Origin of the sequence: Reyranella sp. (assembly GCF_004297265.1) — a bacterium.
GTDB lineage: Bacteria > Pseudomonadota > Alphaproteobacteria > Reyranellales > Reyranellaceae > Reyranella.
This window is the reverse complement of the sequence record NZ_SCUT01000036.1, coordinates 1-19,812: the sequence shown is the minus strand read 5'-3', so window position 1 is coordinate 19,812 and position 19,812 is coordinate 1. Positions and strand designations below refer to the sequence as shown.

Annotated in this window: 21 protein-coding genes; 12 read left to right on the top strand and 9 right to left on the bottom strand. The window is 65.9% G+C overall.

Features of this window, described 5'->3' with window-relative positions:
* Entirely contained in the window at nt 1-897 is an 897-nt protein-coding gene (locus tag EPO41_RS16210; RefSeq protein WP_296326928.1) for a TauD/TfdA family dioxygenase, read from the top strand.
* A gap of 111 nt (nt 898-1,008) precedes the next feature.
* On the opposite strand, the gene EPO41_RS16205 is transcribed toward EPO41_RS16210, so the two are convergent.
* On the bottom strand, nt 1,009-1,515 hold the full coding sequence (locus EPO41_RS16205) for a GNAT family N-acetyltransferase (RefSeq protein ID WP_296326927.1): 507 nt from the start codon (nt 1,513-1,515) through the stop codon (nt 1,009-1,011).
* Nucleotides 1,516-1,560: 45 nt separating this feature from the next.
* Between EPO41_RS16205 and EPO41_RS16200 the strand changes: the two genes are divergently transcribed.
* From EPO41_RS16200 to EPO41_RS16170, 7 genes are all read left to right on the top strand, one after another.
* Nucleotides 1,561-2,421 (top strand): MaoC family dehydratase N-terminal domain-containing protein, encoded by an 861-nt coding sequence (locus EPO41_RS16200; RefSeq protein ID WP_296326926.1) that lies wholly within the window; start codon nt 1,561-1,563, stop codon nt 2,419-2,421.
* A 7-nt stretch (nt 2,422-2,428) separates the two neighbouring features.
* Nucleotides 2,429-3,679 carry an MFS transporter gene (locus EPO41_RS16195; RefSeq protein WP_296326925.1) on the top strand — a complete coding sequence of 417 codons (1,251 nt, stop codon included), beginning with the start codon at nt 2,429-2,431 and terminating at the stop codon, nt 3,677-3,679.
* Between the two features lie 253 nt (nt 3,680-3,932).
* Nucleotides 3,933-4,931, top strand: coding sequence for an ABC transporter ATP-binding protein (locus EPO41_RS16190; RefSeq protein ID WP_296326923.1), 999 nt, complete (start codon nt 3,933-3,935; stop codon nt 4,929-4,931).
* Entirely contained in the window at nt 4,928-5,938 is a 1,011-nt protein-coding gene (locus tag EPO41_RS16185) for an ABC transporter ATP-binding protein (protein WP_296326918.1), read from the top strand. The genes EPO41_RS16190 and EPO41_RS16185 overlap by 4 nt, the downstream gene beginning before the upstream one ends.
* Before the next feature lie 57 nt (nt 5,939-5,995).
* Nucleotides 5,996-7,606, top strand: a complete 1,611-nt coding sequence (locus tag EPO41_RS16180) for an ABC transporter substrate-binding protein (protein ID WP_296326917.1) — start codon at nt 5,996-5,998, stop codon at nt 7,604-7,606.
* A gap of 31 nt (nt 7,607-7,637) precedes the next feature.
* The gene (locus EPO41_RS16175; RefSeq protein ID WP_296326915.1) at nt 7,638-8,606 is read left to right on the top strand and encodes an ABC transporter permease; all 969 of its coding nucleotides are present in this window, start codon (nt 7,638-7,640) and stop codon (nt 8,604-8,606) included.
* A 19-nt stretch (nt 8,607-8,625) separates the two neighbouring features.
* Entirely contained in the window at nt 8,626-9,501 is an 876-nt protein-coding gene (locus EPO41_RS16170; RefSeq protein ID WP_296327000.1) for an ABC transporter permease, read from the top strand.
* Nucleotides 9,502-9,509: 8 nt separating this feature from the next.
* Here the strand turns inward: EPO41_RS16170 and EPO41_RS16165 are convergent, their stop codons facing one another.
* From EPO41_RS16165 to EPO41_RS16145, 5 genes are all read right to left on the bottom strand, one after another.
* Complete coding sequence (locus EPO41_RS16165; RefSeq protein ID WP_296326913.1) at nt 9,510-10,745, bottom strand: epoxide hydrolase family protein; 1,236 nt, start codon at nt 10,743-10,745, stop codon at nt 9,510-9,512.
* 22 nt (nt 10,746-10,767) lie between these two features.
* Nucleotides 10,768-11,523 (bottom strand): tyrosine-protein phosphatase, encoded by a 756-nt coding sequence (locus tag EPO41_RS16160; protein WP_296326911.1) that lies wholly within the window; start codon nt 11,521-11,523, stop codon nt 10,768-10,770.
* A 47-nt stretch (nt 11,524-11,570) separates the two neighbouring features.
* Entirely contained in the window at nt 11,571-13,736 is a 2,166-nt protein-coding gene (locus EPO41_RS16155) for a TonB-dependent receptor (protein ID WP_296326909.1), read from the bottom strand.
* Between the two features lie 92 nt (nt 13,737-13,828).
* Nucleotides 13,829-14,812, bottom strand: coding sequence for a class I SAM-dependent methyltransferase (locus tag EPO41_RS16150; protein WP_296326908.1), 984 nt, complete (start codon nt 14,810-14,812; stop codon nt 13,829-13,831).
* On the bottom strand, nt 14,791-15,228 hold the full coding sequence (locus EPO41_RS16145) for a Rap1a/Tai family immunity protein (protein WP_296326906.1): 438 nt from the start codon (nt 15,226-15,228) through the stop codon (nt 14,791-14,793). The genes EPO41_RS16150 and EPO41_RS16145 overlap by 22 nt, the downstream gene beginning before the upstream one ends.
* Nucleotides 15,229-15,288: 60 nt before the next feature.
* On the opposite strand from EPO41_RS16145, the gene EPO41_RS16140 reads away from it, so the two are divergent.
* Together EPO41_RS16140 and EPO41_RS16135 are read left to right on the top strand one after the other, a co-directional pair.
* Nucleotides 15,289-15,663 (top strand): hypothetical protein, encoded by a 375-nt coding sequence (locus EPO41_RS16140; protein ID WP_296326904.1) that lies wholly within the window; start codon nt 15,289-15,291, stop codon nt 15,661-15,663.
* Between the two features lie 102 nt (nt 15,664-15,765).
* Entirely contained in the window at nt 15,766-16,038 is a 273-nt protein-coding gene (locus EPO41_RS16135) for a hypothetical protein (RefSeq protein WP_296326902.1), read from the top strand.
* Between the two features lie 44 nt (nt 16,039-16,082).
* Here the strand turns inward: EPO41_RS16135 and EPO41_RS16130 are convergent, their stop codons facing one another.
* The gene (locus tag EPO41_RS16130) at nt 16,083-16,850 is read right to left on the bottom strand and encodes a class I SAM-dependent methyltransferase (RefSeq protein ID WP_296326900.1); all 768 of its coding nucleotides are present in this window, start codon (nt 16,848-16,850) and stop codon (nt 16,083-16,085) included.
* A gap of 80 nt (nt 16,851-16,930) precedes the next feature.
* On the opposite strand from EPO41_RS16130, the gene EPO41_RS16125 reads away from it, so the two are divergent.
* Nucleotides 16,931-17,698 (top strand): helix-turn-helix transcriptional regulator, encoded by a 768-nt coding sequence (locus EPO41_RS16125; protein WP_296326898.1) that lies wholly within the window; start codon nt 16,931-16,933, stop codon nt 17,696-17,698.
* Nucleotides 17,699-17,733: 35 nt separating this feature from the next.
* Here the strand turns inward: EPO41_RS16125 and EPO41_RS16120 are convergent, their stop codons facing one another.
* Entirely contained in the window at nt 17,734-18,270 is a 537-nt protein-coding gene (locus EPO41_RS16120) for a Crp/Fnr family transcriptional regulator (protein WP_296326896.1), read from the bottom strand.
* Nucleotides 18,271-18,328: 58 nt separating this feature from the next.
* Between EPO41_RS16120 and EPO41_RS16115 the strand changes: the two genes are divergently transcribed.
* On the top strand, nt 18,329-18,907 hold the full coding sequence (locus EPO41_RS16115) for a hypothetical protein (RefSeq protein ID WP_296326895.1): 579 nt from the start codon (nt 18,329-18,331) through the stop codon (nt 18,905-18,907).
* A gap of 53 nt (nt 18,908-18,960) precedes the next feature.
* On the opposite strand, the gene EPO41_RS16110 is transcribed toward EPO41_RS16115, so the two are convergent.
* A partial coding sequence (locus tag EPO41_RS16110; protein WP_296326893.1) for an SEC-C metal-binding domain-containing protein occupies nt 18,961-19,812 on the bottom strand: 852 nt, incomplete at its 5' end.

Genomic DNA, 19,812 nt, shown 5'->3' with positions numbered 1-19,812 from the left:
GTGGCCCTGTCGATCCATGCCGTGACGCCGGATTTCGTGGCCGAAGTCGGCGATGTCGCCCTGAACAGCGTTTCGCGCGAGGACCTCGCCGCGATCCGCGAAGCCTTCACCAAATACGCGGTGCTGGTCTTCCCCGACCAGGAATTCGACGACGAGAGCCAGCTCGCCTTCGCGCGCCATTTCGGCCCGCTGGAGACGACGGTCTTCATGGCGCGCAAGGGCCATAACCTGCGCCTGCACCAGAACATGGCCGATGTCGGCAATCTCGACGCCGACAACCGGATCCTGGAGACCAACAACCGGCAGCGGCTCTACAATCTCGGCAACCGGCTGTGGCACACCGACTCCTCGTTCAAGCGCCTGCCGGCCTACTGCTCGATGCTGCATGCGCGCTCGATCCCGCCGATCGGCGGCCATACCGAGTTCGCCGACATGCGTGCGGCCTACGATGCGCTGCCCGAGGCGACGAAGCAGCGCATCGTCGGGCTGGTGGCGGAGCATTCGATCATGACCTCGCGCGCGAAGCTGGGCTTCGCGGATTTCGACGAGAGCGAGCGCCAGGCCTTCGCGCCGGTGCCGCAGGTGCTGGTGCGCCGGCTGCAGGATTCGGGCCGCATGAGCCTCTATATCGCCAGCCACGCCGGTGCGATCCGCGGCATGGCCGACGACGAGGCGCGCCAGCTCATCGACGAGCTCACCGCGCACGCGACGCAGCGCCAGTTCGTCCACGCCCATCGCTGGCGCGAGAAGGACCTGGTGATCTGGGACAATCGCTGCACCATGCATCGCGGCATGGCGTTCGACGACCAGCGCTACAAGCGCGACATGCGCCGCGCCACCGTCTCCGACGTCGCCCCGACCTGCGAGCAGATGGGCCTGGCCGTCGCCGCGGAGTAGTGCGTCGCCCCCTCACCTAACCTCTCCCCGATCGGGGGAGAGGAACATGAAATTCAGACTCCTCTCCACCGCTAGGGGGAGAGGCTGGGTGAGGGGGCTGCGCACCGCCTCTCAATCGAGTAGCCGCCTCATGATCGTGCGGCGCCACGGTGGATGGCCTTGGCTGTTTTCTTCCATCGCCTGCATCCGGAAGACGTGCGGCCACTCTCTGCGCGGCACCTCCTCGAAGCCGCGGCGCGCGTAGTAGGGCGCGTTCCACGGGACGTCGCGATAGGTCGACAGATGGAGCGCGCGATGGCCAAGATCGCGAGCGGCTGCGGCGGTCCGGTCGATCAGCGCGCTGCCATATCCTCGACCTTGCCAGCATTGCAGCACCGAGAGTTGGTCGAGCCAGGCCGTGCCGCCCGGGAACTTCATCAGGGCAATACCCACCGGCCGGTTGAGTGGCGAGACGGCGACCCAGAGCCGGGCCTCACGCCGTCCTGCCTCGAGCGACGCCAGGCTGGCGGGCGGCATGTCGAGAATGCGGCCGAGGCCCGCGCGCCGGTAGCGCAGATCGGCCTCGTTTTCGATCTGCGGCAGCAGCTTGATTTCATGCGGATGCGGGCGGCGAATCATGGCAGGGGATTGGTTAGGCTGGCTGAAAGTCCGGAGGAAGCAACCATGACCATCGACATCGAACCGCTGAAGAAGGAACTCGGCCGCAAGATCGAGGACGAGGACGTCGTCACCCAGGCGCCGCTGAAGGCGATGATCGCGACCTTCGATCGCGACGACAAGGTGCCGGCGGAGGGCGAGCCGATCGCGCCGGGCTGGCACCTCTGCTTCCTGCATTCCTACGCCCGCCGCAACGTCCTGGCCGAGGACGGGCTGCCGACCGAGGGCGGCGTGCTGCCGAAGATCCCGCTGCCGCGCCGCATGTATGCCGGTTCGACCTTCACTTTCGACGGCGACATCAGGGTCGGCGACAGGCTCCGCCGCGAGACTGAGTTCTCCGATGTGCAGCTGCGCGGCGGCGGCACCGGCAGCCTGATCGTCACCAGCCAGACACGCCGCATCTACACGCCGCGCGGCCTCGCCGTCACCGAAGTGGCGAACACCGTGTTCCGCGAGGAGGTGAAGGCGGGCGAGAAGAGCGGCGTGCCGGTGCGCGAGGCGGCCCCCACCGACGTGCCGTGGCGGCGCACCATCAAGGCCGATCCGGTGATGCTGTTCCGCTATTCCGCCATCACTTTCAACCCGCATCGCATCCACTACGACCGCACCTACTGCATCGAGACCGAGGGTTATCCCGGCCTGGTGGTGCATGGACCGTTTGCCCAGCAATGCCTGTTCGACCTGCTGCGCGATTCCAATCCCGGCCGGACGGTCAAGACTTTCGCCATCCGCGCGCGCGCGCCGCTGTTCGACACCGCGCCGTTCGACGCGATCGGCCGGCCGACCGCCGACGGCAAGGGCGCCGAACTCTGGACCGTGACGCCCCAGGGCACGATCGCGGCGCAGGCGACGGCGACCTTCGCCTAAGCTTTCGATGCAAGCACCACCCCTGCCGCGGTTCCTGATCCCGCGGCTGCCCTTCTTCTACGGATGGGTGGTGCTGGGCTGCATCTGCCTCGCGGGCTTCGCGCGGCAGGGGCCGGCCGTTGCCGTGCTCTCGATCTTCGTCGTGCCGATGACCGAGGCCTTCGGCTGGTCGCGGACGGAGATGTCGGGCGCGGTGTCGCTGGGCGGGGTGCTGGCGGCGATCCTGTCGCCGCTGATCGGGCCGTTCGTCGACCGCCGCGGCGCGCGCCTCGTGCTCTGCCTCGCGGTGGCGGGCACCGGCATCGCCTGCATGGCGCTGTCGCTCGTCCAGTCGCTGCTGCTCTTCTATCTGCTGTTCTGTTTCGCCCGCATGATCTGGGCGGGGCCGTTCGACCTCGGCCTCTACGGCGCGCTCAACAACTGGTTCGTGGCACGCCGCGGCATCGCCGCCTCGTTTGCGACGCTCGCACAGATGTCGGGGCTGGTCGGTCTGCCGCTGATCGCGCAGTTCGCCATCGGCGGCGCCGACTGGCGCGCCGGCTGGATCGCGGTCGGCGTCACGGTGCTGCTGGTGGGCTTCGTGCCGTGCTGGCTGCTGCTGGTGCGGCGGCCGGAGGATGTCGGCCTCCAGCCCGACCGGCTGGCCGATGGCAAGGCAGCGCCGTTGGTCGAGCCGCGCTGGAGCCGGGCGCAGGCCATGCGGACGCCGGCCTTCTGGCTGCTCTCGCTCTACACGGTCCTCGTGTTTCCCGTGCAGGCCGGCGTCAGCCTCCACAATGCGCCGCACCTGATCGAACGCGGCCTGTCGCCTGTCGCGGCGGCCTCGGTGATCGCCTTCGTCGCCATGCTCTCGGGCGCGGCGAGCTTCGGCATCGGCTTCCTGCCGCGCCGCTGGCCGGTGCGCTACCAGATGGCGCTGTGTGCGGCGAGCATGGCGCTCGGCAGCTACGGGCTGATCTTCGTCTCCGGCGTGGAGACCGCGATGGCGGCGGCCGGCCTGTTCGGCATCGGCATCGGCGGAATCATGCTGCTGCTGCCGGTCGCCTGGGCCGACTATTTCGGTCGCGAAAGCTACGGCGCCATTCGCGGCGTGGCCCTGTCTCTGCAGGTGACGGCGCAGGCCGCGGGGCCGCTGGCCTCCGGCATGCTGCGCGACTGGAGCGGCAACTACACCGACTCATTGATCTTGTTTGGTATCCTGGCGTCATGTGCGGTGGTGGCGGCGCTGCTGGCGCGACGACCGCCCGACCCGGCTTAAGCGGCTTGCGATGTGCGGCTCACTCCCGTACGATTCGCGCAAGCCCGCAAGAGGCTGCGCCCGCCGGCATTGAACCGGCGGAGCGGACAGGGACGAAACAGACTTCGCGTAGAGACAGATCGATGTAGAGGCACAGGCCGTTGGGGGACCTGTGATGCCGCGCCACCGCGAAGTGCATCGCCGTGCGTCGTTCTTACCGTGCTTAGTTCTCACCGTGCGTAGTCGTTGATCAGGCTTTACGGAGCGAGACCGCATGCCGCCGCTGCTCGAGGTAAAAGGGCTGCACACCGAGTTCCGCACAGGAGCGGGAGTGGTGCGTGCTGTCGATGGCGTCTCGTACACAGTCCATTCCGGGGAGACCGTGGCCGTCGTCGGCGAGAGCGGGTCGGGCAAGTCGGTCGGCGCGATGTCGATCCTGCGCCTCATTCCGGATCCGCCGGGGCGAATTACCCAGGGGCAGATCCTGTTTGCCGGTCGTGATCTGCTCAGCCTGTCCACCGAGGAGATGCGGGAGGTGCGCGGCAGCGAGATCGGCATGATTTTCCAGGAACCGATGACGTCGCTCAATCCAGTGCTGACGATCGGGCGCCAGATCACCGAGACGCTGCAGCAGCACCGCGGCGCCGACCGGGCCACGGCGGACCGGCGTGCCGTCGAGCTGTTGAACCTGGTCGGCATCGCCGATCCCGAGCGCCGGCTGCGGCAGTATCCGCATCAGCTTTCGGGCGGCATGCGCCAGCGGATCATGATCGCCATCGCGCTGACCTGCGAGCCCCGACTGATCATCGCGGACGAGCCCACGACGGCGCTCGACGTCACGATCCAGGCGCAGATTCTGGAGCTCATGGCCGAGCTGACGCGGCGTCTCAATGTCGCGCTGATCATCATCACGCACAATCTCGGCGTCGTCGCCCGCTACGCCAAGCGGGTTAACGTCATGTATGCCGGTCGCCTGGTCGAAAGTGGTCCGGCGACCGAGGTCTATCACGATCCGCGCCACCCCTACACGATGGCGTTGCTGCGCTCGGTGCCACGGCTCGACCGGCCTCGCCAGGCACGACTCGATCCGGTCGACGGCCAGCCGCCCGACCTGACACGGCTCGACGGCGGATGTGCGTTCCGTCCGCGCTGCCGGTTCGCCGTCGAGGCCTGCGGCGAGTCGCGTCCGGCCCTCGAGGCGATCGGCGCGGCGGGCCACCTGTCGGCTTGCTTCCGCCGGGACGAACTTCCCTCCGTGCAGGTCGCGGCATGACGGGCATCGCCATGACGGACGCCGGCGCCGACAGACCCCTGCTCGAGATCAAGGGATTGCACATGCATTTCCCGATCTCCGAGGGAATCCTGATGCGGCGCCAGGTCGGCGAGGTGAAGGCGGTCGACGGGGTCGACTTCAGCCTGCGGCGCGGCGAGACGCTCGGCCTGGTGGGTGAGAGCGGCTGCGGCAAGACCACCACGGGCCGCTGCATCCTGCAGCTCGAGCGCCCGACCTCGGGTGCCATCCTGTACGACGGCGTCGACATCAACACCCTGTCGCGCAGCGAGAGGCTGGCGCTGCGGCGGCGCATCCAGGTGATCTTCCAGGATCCCTACAGCTCGCTCAATCCGCGCATGAAGGTGGGCGACATCGTCGGCGAGCCGATCCATGTCCATGGCCTTGCACCGGATGCGGCGCGGCGGCGTGCGCGCGTGCGTGAACTGCTGCAGGTCTGTGGCCTGAACCCCGGCTTCGCCGATCGCTATCCGCACGAGATGTCGGGCGGTCAGCGTCAGCGCGTCGGCATCGCCCGCGCGCTGGCGCTCGAACCCGAGTTCATCGTCTGCGACGAGGCGGTCTCGGCGCTCGACGTGTCGATCCAGGCCCAGGTGATCAACCTGCTCGAGGATCTGCGCGAGCGTTTCGGCCTGACTTATCTCTTCATCGCCCACGACCTGTCCGTGGTGCGCCATCTCTGCCAGCGCGTAGCGGTGATGTATCTCGGCCGCATCGTCGAACTGGCCGATTGCGACGAACTGTTCGACAACCCGCTCCATCCCTACACCCGCGCCCTGCTGGCCGCGGTGCCGGTGCCGGATCCGGTCATCGAGGCCGGCCGGAATTTCCAACCGGTGCTCGGCGAGGTGCCGAGCCCGATCAATCCACCTGGAGGCTGTGTCTTCCATCCGCGTTGCCCGAAGGCGGTCGAGAGCTGCCGGCGGATGCGGCCCGCGCTGCGCGAATTGCGGCCCGGCCACTGGGTGGCGTGCAGTGAAGTGAGTTGAAGCGATAACCAATCGGGGAAAACCAGAACGACCTGAAAAGAGTCAAGGGAGGCGACCATGATGAATCGAACCGGGTGGCTTGGCGTAAGCTTTTCGATTGCTGTCACGGCCGCACTTGCCGCCACGCCCGTTGCGGCGCAGGCGATCAAGAAAGGCGGCACGCTCACCTACATGATTCCGGCCGATGCGCCGCCCAGTCTCGACGGACACAAGGAAAACACCTTTGCCACGCTGCACGCCACGGCGCCATTCTACAGCACCCTGATCTCGATCAATCCCGACAATCCGTCGTCGACGACCGATATCGTCTGCGATCTCTGCACGGAGATGCCGAAGCCGACCGACGACGGCAAGACCTACACGTTCAAGATCCGCAAGGGCGTCAAGTTCCACGATGGCACGCCGCTCACGGCCGCCGATGTGGCGAAGAGCTGGCAGTACATCGCGTTCCCGCCCACGGGCGTTTCGAGCGCGCGGGAAGCCTATATGTCGATGGTCGACAAGATCGAGAACCCCGATCCGGAGACCGTGGTCTTCCGGCTGAAGTTCGCCACGTCGGCGTTTCTGCCCGCGCTCGCCGATCCTTTCGCGTACATCTACAAGAAGGACATCCTCGAGAAGGAACCGCACTGGTACGAGAAGAACGTGATGGGATCGGGGCCCTTCAAGTTCGTCGGGTACGAGACCGGCCAGTCGATTAAGGGGACGCGCAACCCGGACTACTACCACGAGGGCAAACCCTATATCGACGGCTTCACGGCCATATTCGCCGCCAAGCAGTCTGTCCGCGTCGACGCCATCCGGGCCGATCGCGCCGCGACGGAGTTCCGGGGCATGCCGCCGTCGGCGCGCGACGAGCTGGTGAAGGAGTTGGGCGACAAGATCACCGTCCAGACCAGCGACTGGAACTGCGTCAACCTGCTGACGCCCAACCAGAAGAAGAAGCCGTTCGACGACGTGCGGGTGCGGCGGGCGCTCGCGCTGGCGATCGATCCCTGGAAGGGCGCCCCCGCGCTGTCGCGGATTGCCACCGTCCACACGGTCGGCGGACTGGTCTTCCCGGGCTCGCCGCTGGCCGCGAACAAGGAGGAACTGCAAAAGATCGCGGGCTTCGGCCCGGACATCGAGAAGGCGCGCGCCGAGGCCCGCAAGCTCCTGAAGGAAGCCGGCGCGGAAGGGCTCAAGTTCGAACTCATGAACCGCAACGTCGACCAGCCCTACAAGTTCGTCGCCACCTGGGCGATCGACGAGTGGAGCAAGATCGGCCTGAAGGTGACGCAGCGCGTGCTGCCGACAGGGCCGTTCTATGAGGCGCTGCGCAGCGGCAATTTCGAGGTCACCGTCGAATTCAATTGCCAGAACATGGTCAACCCGCTGCTCGATGTCGCCAAGGTCCTGCCGCGCTCGGTCTATCCCGAGAATTACGGCGGCTACGAGGATCCGAAGCTGATCGAGCTGTACAATGCGATGCTCAAGGAAACTGATCCGGTGAAGCAGCGCGCCAGGATGCGAGACTTCGAGACCTATGCGCTCGATACCAAGGTCGTCACCATCATGACGCCGTGGTGGAATCGCATCCTCGCCCATCGTTCGTACATGAAGGGCTGGAAGATCAGCCCGAGCCACTATCTGAACCTCAACCTCGCGAACATCTGGCTCGACAAGTAGCAGCACCCGGGTCGAGGAATCGGGCGCACAGATGTATCGTTACATCCTGAACCGTCTGCTGCTGGCCGTCCCGACGCTGATCGGGGCGGCCGCGCTGGTCTTCATCCTGATGCGCCTGATCCCGGGCGACATCTGCGTCATCCGCTTGGGCTCCGGCAGTTCGATCAACGCTGCTGCCGTCGCCAACTGCCATGCCCAACTGGGCCTCGACCGCTCCCTGCTGCTGCAGTTCGTCGACTTCATCGTGGGATTCGCAAGCGGCGACTTCGGAACCTCGATGTGGTCGGGCAAGCCCGTTTCAGAGGAGATCGCCACCCGCATCCCGGTGTCGCTGGAGATCGCGATCCTGGCCACCGTGGTGGCGGTGGTGATCGCCATCCCGCTCGGCACCATCTCGGCGCTTCATCAGAACAGCTGGCTCGACCATGTCGTGCGCACGGTGGCGATTGCCGGCATCGCAACGCCGTCATTCTGGCTTGGCATCATGTCGATACTGATCGTGCTCGACGTCTCCCACCTCCTGTTCGGAGCGCCCTGGATGCCGCCGATAAATTTCGTGCCGTTCTGGGAAGATCCGCTGCACAATCTTTCGATCGTGATCCTGCCGGCGCTGACCATCGGTTACCGCTATTCCGCGGTGACCATGCGCATGACCCGCTCGGCCATGCTCGAGGTGCTGCGGGAGGACTACATACGAACCGCCCGCGCCAAGGGTCTCCTGGAGCAGCTCATCGTAAACCGCCACGCGCTCAAGAACGCGATGCTGCCGGTGGTGACGCTGGTCGGCATCGAGTTCGCCTTTCTGATCGGCGGCTTGGTCGTGACGGAACAGGTCTTCAACCTGAACGGCATCGGCCGGCTGTTCGTGCTCGCCGTCCAGAACCAGGACTACACCCTTACCCAGGCGCTGGTGATGCTCACGGTCGCCATCTTCGTGGTCACGAATCTTGTCGTCGATGTTCTGTATGCGTGGCTCGACCCTCGCATCCGCTTCGCCTGAGGAGAGAGCGGTGGCCGTCATGACCAGCGAGGCTCCCGACGAGATCCACCGTTCGTGGCGCACGGCCGCGCTTGGTTTCTGCCGCCGTCAACCGCTCGGCACGTTCGGCCTGGCGATCGTGATCGTCACCGCGATCGCCGGCCTGTCGGCCGAATGGATCGCGCCCTACAACCCGACCGCCAACGATTTCGAGGCCATGACCGAGGCGCCGAGCTGGGCGCACTGGCTGGGCACCGACCAGTTCGGCCGGGACCTGCTGTCGCGAATCATCTACGGCGCGCGCACCGCGCTCATCATCGGCTTCATCTCGGCCTTCGTCGGCGGTTTCGCCGGCCTGGTGCTGGGCGTCGGCAGCGCCTATTTCGGCGGCAAGATCGACCTGATCCTGCAGCGCGTGATGGACATCCTGATGGCGTTTCCACTGATCATCATGGCGCTGGCCGTGGTCGCGATCTTCGGGACCGGCGTGCAGAACGTCATCGCCGCCATCACCGTGCCCCTGATCCCGCGCTGCGCCCGCGTGGTCCGGGCAAGCGCGCTCTCGATCCGCGAAGTGCCCTACATCGACGCCGCGCGCACCTCCGGCTTCAGCCACAGCCGCATCATCCTGCGTCACATGATGCCGAACGTGGTGGCGCCGTTCCTGATCATGCTCACGGCCTTCGTGGGGCAGGCGATCCTCGCCGAGGCGTCTCTGTCCTATCTCGGGCTCGGCGTACAGGAGCCGACGCCGGCCTGGGGGCTGATGCTGCAGGGTGGGGCGGAGGAATACGCCTCCACGGCGCCCTGGATCGCGATCTTTCCCGGGCTCGCGATCGCCCTCACCGTGTTCGGCTTCAGCCTTTTCGGCGATGCGCTGCGCGATGCCATCGATCCGAAACTGCGGGAGCGCTGACACTTTCCTCAATCGTTTGCCGCGCCGTAGCGCAGGGGGCGGAAGAAGGCGCGGATGTCCTCGACCAGCAGCTCGGGTTCCTCGAGCGCCGCGAAGTGGCCGCCGCTCGGCATGATCGTATGGCGCCGCAGGTTGAAGGCGCGTTCGATCCATTCCTTCGGCGGGGCCGGCGCGATGTCGGCGGGAAAGGCGGCGAAGCCCGTGGGCGTCTCGACCTTTGCGCCTTCTGGCAAGGCGCGCGGCTTCTGCTCGGTGACGCCGCGATAGAGCCACGTCGAGGTGCCGGCCGTGCCGGTGAGCCAGTAGACCATGACGTTGTCGAGAAGCGTGTCCATCGGGAAGCGCTTGAGCGGATCGCCGCCGCAATCGCTCCACGCCTGGAACTTCTCGACGATCCAGGCGGCCAGTCCCACCGGCGAATCGGCGAGCGCCACGCCGAGCGTCTGCGGCCGTGTTGCCTGGATGCGCTGGTAGGCGGTCTTGTCGTCGAGCGCGCTGCCCATCTTCGCGAGCCAGGCCTGTTCGTCGGCACTGAGGGTGACGGTCTCGAGATCGATGCCGGGGCGCAGTCCCATCATGTTGAGATGGACGCCGAGGACGCCGGTCTCGTCCTTCATCGGTTGATCGAAGGCGAGCCATGACGAAACGACGGCACCCCAGTCGCCGCCCTGCGCGCCGTAGGGACGGTCGTAGTTCAGCTTTTCAGTGACGAGCCTGTGCCACAGGCCCGCGATGGCGCGCGGACCGATCGGACCTTGCGTGCCGTCGGCGCGGATCGGCGGGCCGGAGAAGCCGTAGCCCGGCAGGGAGGGCACGATCACGTCGAAGGCGTCGAGCGGATCGCCGCCATGGTCCTCCGGATGGGCGAGGACGTCGATGATGTGCAGGAACTCGACGATCGATCCCGGCCAGCCATGGGTCACGACCAGAGGCAACGGTCGCGGCGCGTCCTCGACCTCGGTGCCGGGTTCGCGGATGAAATGAAGGCGCTGCGGGCCGATATCGACGAGATAATTGGGCCACTGGTTGATGGCCTCCTGGCAGCGCTGCCAGTCGTAGCCGTGGCGCCAGTAGTCGACCAGCTCGGCGAGGAAAGCCGGATCGGTTCCGGAGGCCCAGGAGCCGCCGTCGGCAATCGCCACCGGCGGGCGCCAGCGGCGCAGCCGCTCGTCGAGGTCGATCAGCGCCCGTTCGGGAATGTCGACCTTGAAGGGTTCGGGTGTGTCGTAGCGCGTGTCGGCCATGCCGACAGGCGTAGCGCGGAACTCACCCTTCCAGCAAATCCGCCTTCAGCCGGTCGCGAGCCTTGGCGTCGAGGCCAAGCGCCTTTTCCGCGAAGTCTTCTGGTGTGCCGAAGTCCCCGCGCAGCACCTCGAAGGCGGCTTCGAGATAAGGCGTGCGGGCTTCGATGATGGCGGCGCGCGTGTCGATGTCGAGTTCGGGATAGCGGCCGATATGCCCGGTCCACAGCTCGTTGGTGCGGAGATAGTCCTCCATCACCGTTTCCCAGGGCACGCCGAGCAGCGAGAGCAGCAGGGCCGAGGCGAAGCCGGTGCGGTCCTTACCGGCGGTGCAGTGAAACACCAGCGGACGATGTTCGCCGTCGCTGAGCGTTGCGAACAGGGTCCGGAAGCCCGGCGCGCAGCGGCGCGGATAGTCACGATAGTGGTCCGTGAGGAACCCCATCATGACGTGCGGGTTGGCCGTCCCGTCGGCCACGGCACCGCGGATCTTGTCACCGACACCCGGTTCGATGTGCGCGCCGACGATGCGGCAGGCGAGGCCCTCGATCAGGTGCGGTGTCTCGGCCGCTTCGCTGACGCCGCGCAGGTCGACGATGGTGCGGACGCCGAGGCGCCCGAGGGCGCCGCGGTCTTCGTCGGTCAGGCCGCCGAGATGGGCCGAGCGGAACACGGTGTTGCGCCGCACGGTGCGGCCGTCCTCGGTCTTGTAGCCGCCGAGGTCGCGGAAGTTGGAGCCGCCCTGAAGGGTCAGGACGAAGGGAAGGCTGGTGTCAGGCATGGTGTTTTCTACCATGCCCGGCCTTCCCACATCATGTCGTTTGCGCGTCAGAATTTTTGCGCGAGCGTCACGAAGAAGGCCCGGCGCATTCCGTATTGCGGTGCGCCGACGCCCACGCCCTCGCCGGTGCGCAGTTCGTAGACGCCGTCAGTGACGTTGATCGCGTCGAGGCGGATCTGGGTGCCCTTGCTGCCGTTGATCGGAATCTTCTGCGTCACCGACAGGTTGAGCGTGGCATAGGCCGGCAGCGACGTGTCGTTGGGTGTGATGACGCTGGTGCGCAGGCCGCTGCCGAACAGCATGTCCGCCGAAACCCGGGTTGCCCGGTCACTGCCGGAGTTGAAGATGTAGGCGACACCGGCGGAGCCGGTCCAACCCTGGTCGTGGTCGGCGGCGATCCAGTAGTTGCCGATATAGGCGAGATCCTCGGGCGAGAAATTGTACTGGGCGGAGTTGATCCGGGTCGCGCTGACCTTGGACCAGGCAAGGTTGCCGTAGACGGACCACGGACCCTGGTCGTAGTTGGCGTAGAGTTCGAAGCCCTTCACCTGCGCGTTCGCATAGTTGAAGGACGCCAGCTGGATCGGCGCGCCGAATTGGCCCTTGTCGAGATAGTTCTCGGCGATCTTGTAGTAGCCGGCGAAGCCGATGGTGAGCCCTTCGAGGGGCTTCACGGTGAGGCCGACGTCGAAATAGTCGGAGCGTTCAGCCCGCACCGGATCGTTGATGAAATTCTCGGGTTCGGCCGTGGTGCCCAAACGGGCGGCGAGCGATCCGAAGCCCACCTGGTTGAGCGGCGCCGGCACGAAGTAGCGCGAGTAGCCGGCCCGCAGGCTGATCTGCGGCGTCGGCTCCCAGACGACGTTGATGCGCGGGCTGACCTGGTTTTCCGAGACCTGTCCGGAGATGGCATCGAAGCGGGCGCCGAAGTTCACGGTCACCGTCGGGATGACCTTCCATTCGTCCTGGACGTAGACGCTGTAGGTCCAGCCGACGAGGGTCGAGCCGTCGCTGAAGCCCACTGGATTCTCGCCGGGAATGAGTGCTGTCGGATCGCTGGGGTCCGGGACCAGACCCAGCGCATTGTTCTGGCTGTAGCTCGACACCTGTTCCCGCTGGACGAGGAAGCCGCCGCGCAGCGTGTGGTTCGAGGCGACTTTCCAGCTCGCATCGCCCTGCACGCCGAACGCGAGGCTCGAGCGCTGCGACCAGGGCGCGATGCCGTTGTAGAGCAGGTCGCCCAGCGCGTCGGGCTGGTAGGAGAGCTTGGAATAGCGGCCGAAGCCCGAGAGCTGCATGTTGAAGTTCTGGTAGCTCTTCTGCAGCGAGGCGATGCCGAAGTACGTGTCCTCCCACTGGCGCTGGTCGAGCACCGCGCTGTTCCAGTTCGTGATGCCATTGACGGGGAACTCTGGCGTTTGCCCCGGCACATTGGGAATCTGGTAGCGCGCGCTGGCACCGCCGGCGATGAAGCTGAGGCGCGTATTTTCGTCGGCCAGGGCGCTGAGCTTGGTCAGAGCGTACCATTGCGCCGTCGAGTCGTGGAGCGGCGAGGTGCTGGGCGTCGGATTTTCGATGCCGATGTTGTTGCTGACATACTGACCGACCGCGAAATAGTCGAAGTTGCCGGAGCGCCCGCCATATTCCAGCGCCGGCTGGACCCAGTTGTTGGATCCCACCATCGCCGAGGCCTCGCCGCCGGGATTGGTCGTGCCCGACTTCACGGTGATGTCGACCACGCCGGCGGTGCGCAGGCCGTACTGGGCGGGCAGCGAGCCGGTGATCAGCGAGAGCTGGTCGGCGAAGCGCGGCGAAAGGATGCTGCTGAACAGCGCCAGGCCCTCGGGCAGCTGCACGCCGTCCAGACGATACTGCAGGCTGCCATGGTCGCCGCGCACGTGGATCTGGCCGAAGCCGTCCTGCACGACGCCGGGCGCGCGCAGCAGGACCTGGTTGAGCGTGGCGTTCTCGCCCAGCGGCGTGTTGCTGATCGCCGTCTTGCTGAAATCGTAGCGCGTGGCGCCGAGGCTCGGCTGGATCTCGCTGCGCTCGCGGTCGAGCCGCTTGCCGACCACTTCGATCGCCAGCCCGTCCGAAGGCGCCGGCTGGGGCTGGGCCTCTGGCGGAGTCTGCGCCCGTACCGGGTGAGCCGCGGAAAGACCTGCCGCGAGGGCCAATGCCGATACGCCGATCCGCTGCATCTGGGTCTCCATCTACGCACAAAAATGTTATACTGTTGCTAGTTATAGTATAACATTTTATCCGTCAATTGAGATGGTCCCTGGGGCGCGGCGCGTTTTGTTCCCTACGTCGTCGAGCGAGGCGAACGCGCCGTCGAGTGCACGTAGAGAGAGTCGGCCACCGGGGCCAGCCAAGGCGCGCGGCGCAGCCGTTCGGAGAGCCGGACGATCGCGCGGTGGTGCGGCAGGAATCTTTCTGAATCCCGAGCCTGGATGCCGAGGCCGAAAAAGCCGTCGATCGTGAGTCGTGACGGCCCGATCGCCGCCTCGAAGTCCCTTAACAGTTCGCGTGCCGTCCAGTAGCGCACGTCGTAAGGCCGCGCCGGCGTCCATGTCTTGCGAAGCTGATGGTAAAGCGAACGGATGCCGTAGCGGTTCGGCATCTGGATCATGCCCGTGCCGCCCGCCGCGAGGACACGCCCGACCTCCGCCAGGATCAGGCGCGCTTGGTCCTTGCTGAAGTGCTGGACGACGGAATAGCTGAAGGCAACGTCGAAGCCGCCATCGGCGAAAGGCAGGCGGCGCGCGTCGGCGCAGACGAAATCCGCTTCGACGCCCAGTTGCCGGCAAACGCGACGGGCGATAACCAGGCGGCTGAAATTGTGATCGATACCGGTGACGCGATAGCCCTTCCGGGCCGCCGCGATCGACCAGCGTCCCCAGGCACAGCCGATGTCGAGCAGCCGCTCGCCCGCGCCGTCGGGCAGGCGAAGCTCCGGAATGGGATAGGTGGTGAAGCGGTCGCGGGCGGCATGGAACATCGCACCGCTCGTGGCGCCCTGAAGCTCGCGCACGAAAGGATGGAGCGTCGTCGGCGGCGGTGTCTCGCCATCGTCGAGCCCCAGATCCTCGGTGCGTTCGGCTTCATCCAGGGCGCGTGCGACGGAGACGTGAATGCCGGGGCCGTCATCCAGCACCAGTACCGGTATGCCGCCGCATACCGGGAAGCGGTGTCCCTGCTCGCAGACCAGCTGGTCGCTCGTGCCCGAAAGGCGCGTGCGGTCGCGCGGACATACGAGCGTCGCCGCTACTTCGGGGTGCAGGGCCAAGTCTGCTCCAGGGCCTCGCCCGCCAGCTCGATGAAATTTTCATGAAGGCGCGCGGGATTGTTGTTGATGTAGGTGACGACCCCACGCACCAGCAGCCGCCGCGTCGAGATGCCGGGCAGGCAGATGTTCGGCTTGACCGCCTGCAGCGTGTCGATGATCCCGGCGCAGACTCCGGCGATCAGCAGCTTGGATGTCGGAATCGGATCGAGGAGGAACGCCTCGCAGCCCAGCATGATGTAGTTGGCCGAGTTCGTGTCCTGCTGCGCCCTGGCTCCGGGAGAGGTCAAGGGGGTGGCGAGGGCAATGGTCAATGCCACAGCCAAACGATGAGCCAGCTTCATCCGTCCGTTCTCTTCGGTTTCCGTGCGATGATAGCGCGCAGCGCAGGCCTGCGAACAGGCTTTGGCGGGTTGCATGTTGCCCGTGATAGGCTCGGGCTCGCTGCACGGGGACGAGGGCTGCTGGAGACGAATACGATGCCGCTGCGCTGGGAGATCCTTCATTCGGATAAACTCATTCATATCGTCGCCGAGGGCGAGGTCACGCTGAAGGAGATGGAGGAGCATTTCGACGCCCTCGTCGTGGCCAATGCGCTCGCCTATTCGAAGCTGTTCGATGCGACCCGCCTCAAGCCGGTTTACGACGACGCCGACGTGATGGCGATGGGCGCGCGGTTGAGCGCCTACACGTCCCACTTCCCGAGCGGTCCGCTGGCCGTCGTCGGCGGTGACCCATCGGTCGTCATGGCCTTCAAGCGCTTCGTCAATATTTCGCCGTCGAAGCGACCGGCGGCCCTGTTCAAGACGGAGAAGAAGGCCCGCGCCTGGCTCGCGACGCAAGAGAGCGCGTGATACGATTGAAACGTCACAGGCGGTCGCGGTCTTACTGATCTGTTGCGGCGTCGCTTGCCTCGCCGCTATCCTCGCGACGTCTTTTCGAAAGGGCTTCCTGCAATGAAAAACCGGATCTTCGCGGCGGTGCTGCTTGTCGTTCTTCCCGTCGCGGCCCATGCCGACCAAGCTGCGGGGAACGCCTGCGCGGCCAATCTGTCGCCGACCGGTCAGATGCTCTACAACAAGACCGCCCCGACGATCACGCCGCAGAGCGACATCAAGGACGCCCTCACCGCGCAGGCCCGTCCGCTGGTGATGAACGGCACGCTGTCCCGCGATGCCGCGCGCACGGCGGCCGAGGCGGCCGGGGAGTGCCTCAAGCTTCTGAAGTAGCGACGCCGCTCGCGATGCCTGTCATGCTGGCGGGACGTACGCGGTCAGGCCGCGTTCATCCCGAGCATTTGGACGTCGAGCATGAAGGAGCCATCGCTCTCGATGGCGAAGTGCGAGCGGATCTCGGCGGACGCCCCGTCCTGCAGGCTGCGGATCGCGCTTGCGTGCAGTTCCGGTGTACGCATCCGGGCAATCCAGACGGGAAAGTCCATCCGTACGCGCCACGTCCGATAGACGTTCGGAGCAAATCCTGCCCGGCCGACGGCCGCGATCCATTCCGCGGCATTGTAGTCCCGGACATGCGAGGTATCGCGCAGGAGTTCGACCGCCTGCAGATGCGTGTCCAGCAGCGGATGCGCCGGGGCGACGACATCGATGAACACGGCGGTCGCGCCGCGTTGCAGCACCCGCCGCGCCTCGCGTACACCGCCCTCGAAATCCCGCCAGTGATGGGCCGAGTAGCGGCAGGCGAGAAAGTCGAAGGCGCCGTCCTCGAACGGCAACCGGTCCGCCGATGCTTCGGCCGTCTCGATATTATGTAACGCACGGGACTTCGCTGTTTCGGCAACCGCGGCGAGCATCTCGGGCGACAGGTCGGTGGCCGTGACCTTCCCGGCATGGTGCGCCAGCAGATAGGCGACATGGCCGCCGCCGCAGCCGAGATCCAGCGCGCGAGAGGGGGCGATGTCGCGGACGATCGACTCCAGGGCATCGAGATCCGGGCCGCGCGAATGCACGGCACTCTCCACATAGGCTTTTGCGCGCGGGCCGAACTGCGCGTCGATCAGATCCTTGTGGGTTTTGCCCGTCATCTCGTTCCCTCCTGATGACGGCACCGTGCCTCAAACCCAGCCTGTTACAATGTGGGATTTATCCTATTATAGATTTCCTCATGCTCGACACCGACCAGAGGCGGCTTCTCGGCGAGTTCGTCCGTGCCCATCGCGCGCGGATGCGACCGCAGGAAGCCGGTGCGCGAAGGCGCACACCGGGGCTTCGCCGGGAGGAACTGGCGGAACGGGCGGGCATAAGCACGACCTGGTGTGCGTGGATCGAGCAGGGGCGGCCCGTCCAGGCCTCGCCGGAGACGCTGGGACGGCTCGCGGCGGCCCTCGCTCTGTCGAGGGCCGAGCGCGCCTACCTCTTCGAACTCGCGGGACGTCTCGATCCCGCGGCACCATCCGATCCCGTTCCGGACGCGCCGGCATCGCTGGTCGCGCTCGTCACCGCGGTCGGGCATCCTGCCTATGGACTGGACCCGCTTTGGAATGCCTGTTGCTGGAACGAACCGGCGGCAGGCCTTTTCGTCGGGTGGCTTGGCGAGGGGTGCCAGCGCAATCTGTTGCGCTTCGTCTTCCTGGACGAGGCTGCCCACCGCCTCATCCCTGAATGGGAGGAACGCGCAAGACGCCTTCTCGCGGAGTTTCGAGCGGACTATGGCACCAACTTCCGGGGCGCGCGGGCGCTGGTGGACGCGCTGCGGCGTGAAAGTCCGTTCTTCGCGAAGGCCTGGGACGAGCAGGACGTCCAGCAACGGGCCGGCGGACTGCGCACATTCGCGCATCCCCAGGCCGGGCCGCTGCGCTTCGAGCAGCACACATTCAGCCCTTCGGACCGTCCCGACTACAAGCTGGTCGTTCTCGTTCCCGCGGCCCGTTGAGCCTCGATCGCCAACTCTTGTGCGGTTCGGCGTCCTCAGGTCTTGGCGCGACGGATTGCCATCTCACGATACAGCGCTTCCGCGCTCACACTGAGTTCCGATGCGAGACGGACCCATTCCCCTTTCGCGGGAACGGTCCCCTTCCATTCCATCCACGCATCAAGACGACACGCGACCGTTTTGAGAGAGAGGATCTCGGCGTGAAAACGGGCATGTTGCAACTCTGCGGCCAGCCGTTTCAACAGCGCTGCAGCCAGGACGGGGTCATCGGCAAGGCGAACAAGCAGCTCCCGCTTCGCAAATGCCCGGATGCTTGTCTCCGTCGTCGCGATCGCATCGCAGTGGTACTTGGCAGCGTATAGCGAGGCCTCAGCCACCAGATCGCCTGAACCGGCACGCTGGATGACGAGCGGTGCTCCCGATGGCAGATGGCGGACCAGGTGTACCGTCCCAGCAGTCACGAAGTGAATGCGCCGCACCGGATCACCGCGATGAAACAGGTATCGCCCAGGCTGGTACACGAGTTTGTGCCGGATCAGGCCGGTCAACCGCGGTTCAAGGTCGTTGAACATGATGGATATCATGTTCGTCACCAGCGTGCCGTGGCAAGAGCAGAGGTGAAGGAGAACGATGATGTTCCGATTCCTCTGCTGTTTGTTGGCGCTTCTTCCGACCCTTGCGTATGCCCAGACGCACAACCATGGCGCCACGACGCAATCAATGTCGCCAACCGACCACATGAAGTTGGGGCACGCGAACCCGGCTTTCACGCCAAAGCAGCCGGGTCAGGATGCCTTCGCGGCTATCCAGGAGATCGTCGAGGTCTTGGAGGCAGACCCCCAAACGGACTGGACGAAGGTCGACATCGAGGCCCTTCGCCAGCACCTCATCGACATGAGCAACGTGACCCTGCTCGCCGTTGTCGGCAGCGAGCCGCTCAGCGACGGAATGCGCTTTACGGTGACGGGTTCAGGTCCTGTCGTTGCGTCCATTCGCAGGATGATCACCGCTCACGCAGCTACGATGAACGGCGTCGGCGGCTGGCGTTTCGAGGCGGCGGATGTCGATCGTGGTGCCGTTCTGGAAGTTCATGTCCCGCCAGCGGACATGGCAAAGCCGAAGGCTCTGGGCTTCATTGGCGTAATGACGAGAGGCATGCATCACCAGGAGCATCACCTGATGATTGCTCGCGGGCAGCATCCGCACTGACGGTACCGGCCCGGCTCGACGGGTGCTCGCGTCGTACCTGGTGAGCCTGAACTTCAGACCCGCCCGTGGCAGTGCTTGAACTTCTTGCCCGAGCCGCAGGGGCAGGCGGCGTTGCGTGAGACCTTGCCCCAGGTCGAGGGATCGTTGGGGTCGACCGGGCCCTTGGCGACCGGGCGCGGGCGGTGCAGCGTCGCCACGCCGCCGCCGTCCGGGTCGGCCGGATCGTAGGCGGGGTCGTCGCTCATCGAGGCGGCGAGGGCCGGATCCTCGTGCACTTCGTGCATGTTGGACGGCATGTCGGGCATGGGCGGCGGCTCCATGCGGATCTGCAGCGTCGCCAGCAACGTGACCACCTGCTCGCGCAGGTTGGTCAGCAGGTCGCTGAACAGGTTGAAGGCCTCGCGCTTGTACTCGTTCAGCGGATCCTTCTGGCCGTAGGCGCGCAGGCCGATGCCCTGGCGCAGATGGTCGAGATGCAGCAGATGGTCCTTCCAGCTCTGGTCGAAGAGCTGCATCAGCACGCTCTTCTCGACCTGGCGCCAGACGTCGGGCCCGTATTGCGCGGCCTTCTGCGCGAACACCCGCTCGACCGCATCGTTCAGGCGGACCTTGATCTCCTCGTCGGCGATGCCTTCTTCCCTGGCCCACTCGTCGACCGGCAGGTCGAGGCCGAAGATGCGCTGCACCTCGTCCTTGAGTTCCCCGACCTTCCACTGCTCGGCGTAGACGCCCTCGGGAATGGTCCGCTTGATGAGCGCGTCGACCACGTCGCGGCGCATGCCGGCGACCGTATCGGACACGTCGTCGGTGCCCATCAGCTCGATGCGTTCCTTGTAGATCTCCTGGCGCTGGGCGTTCATCACGTCGTCGAAGCGCAGCAGGTTCTTGCGGATCTCGAAGTTGCG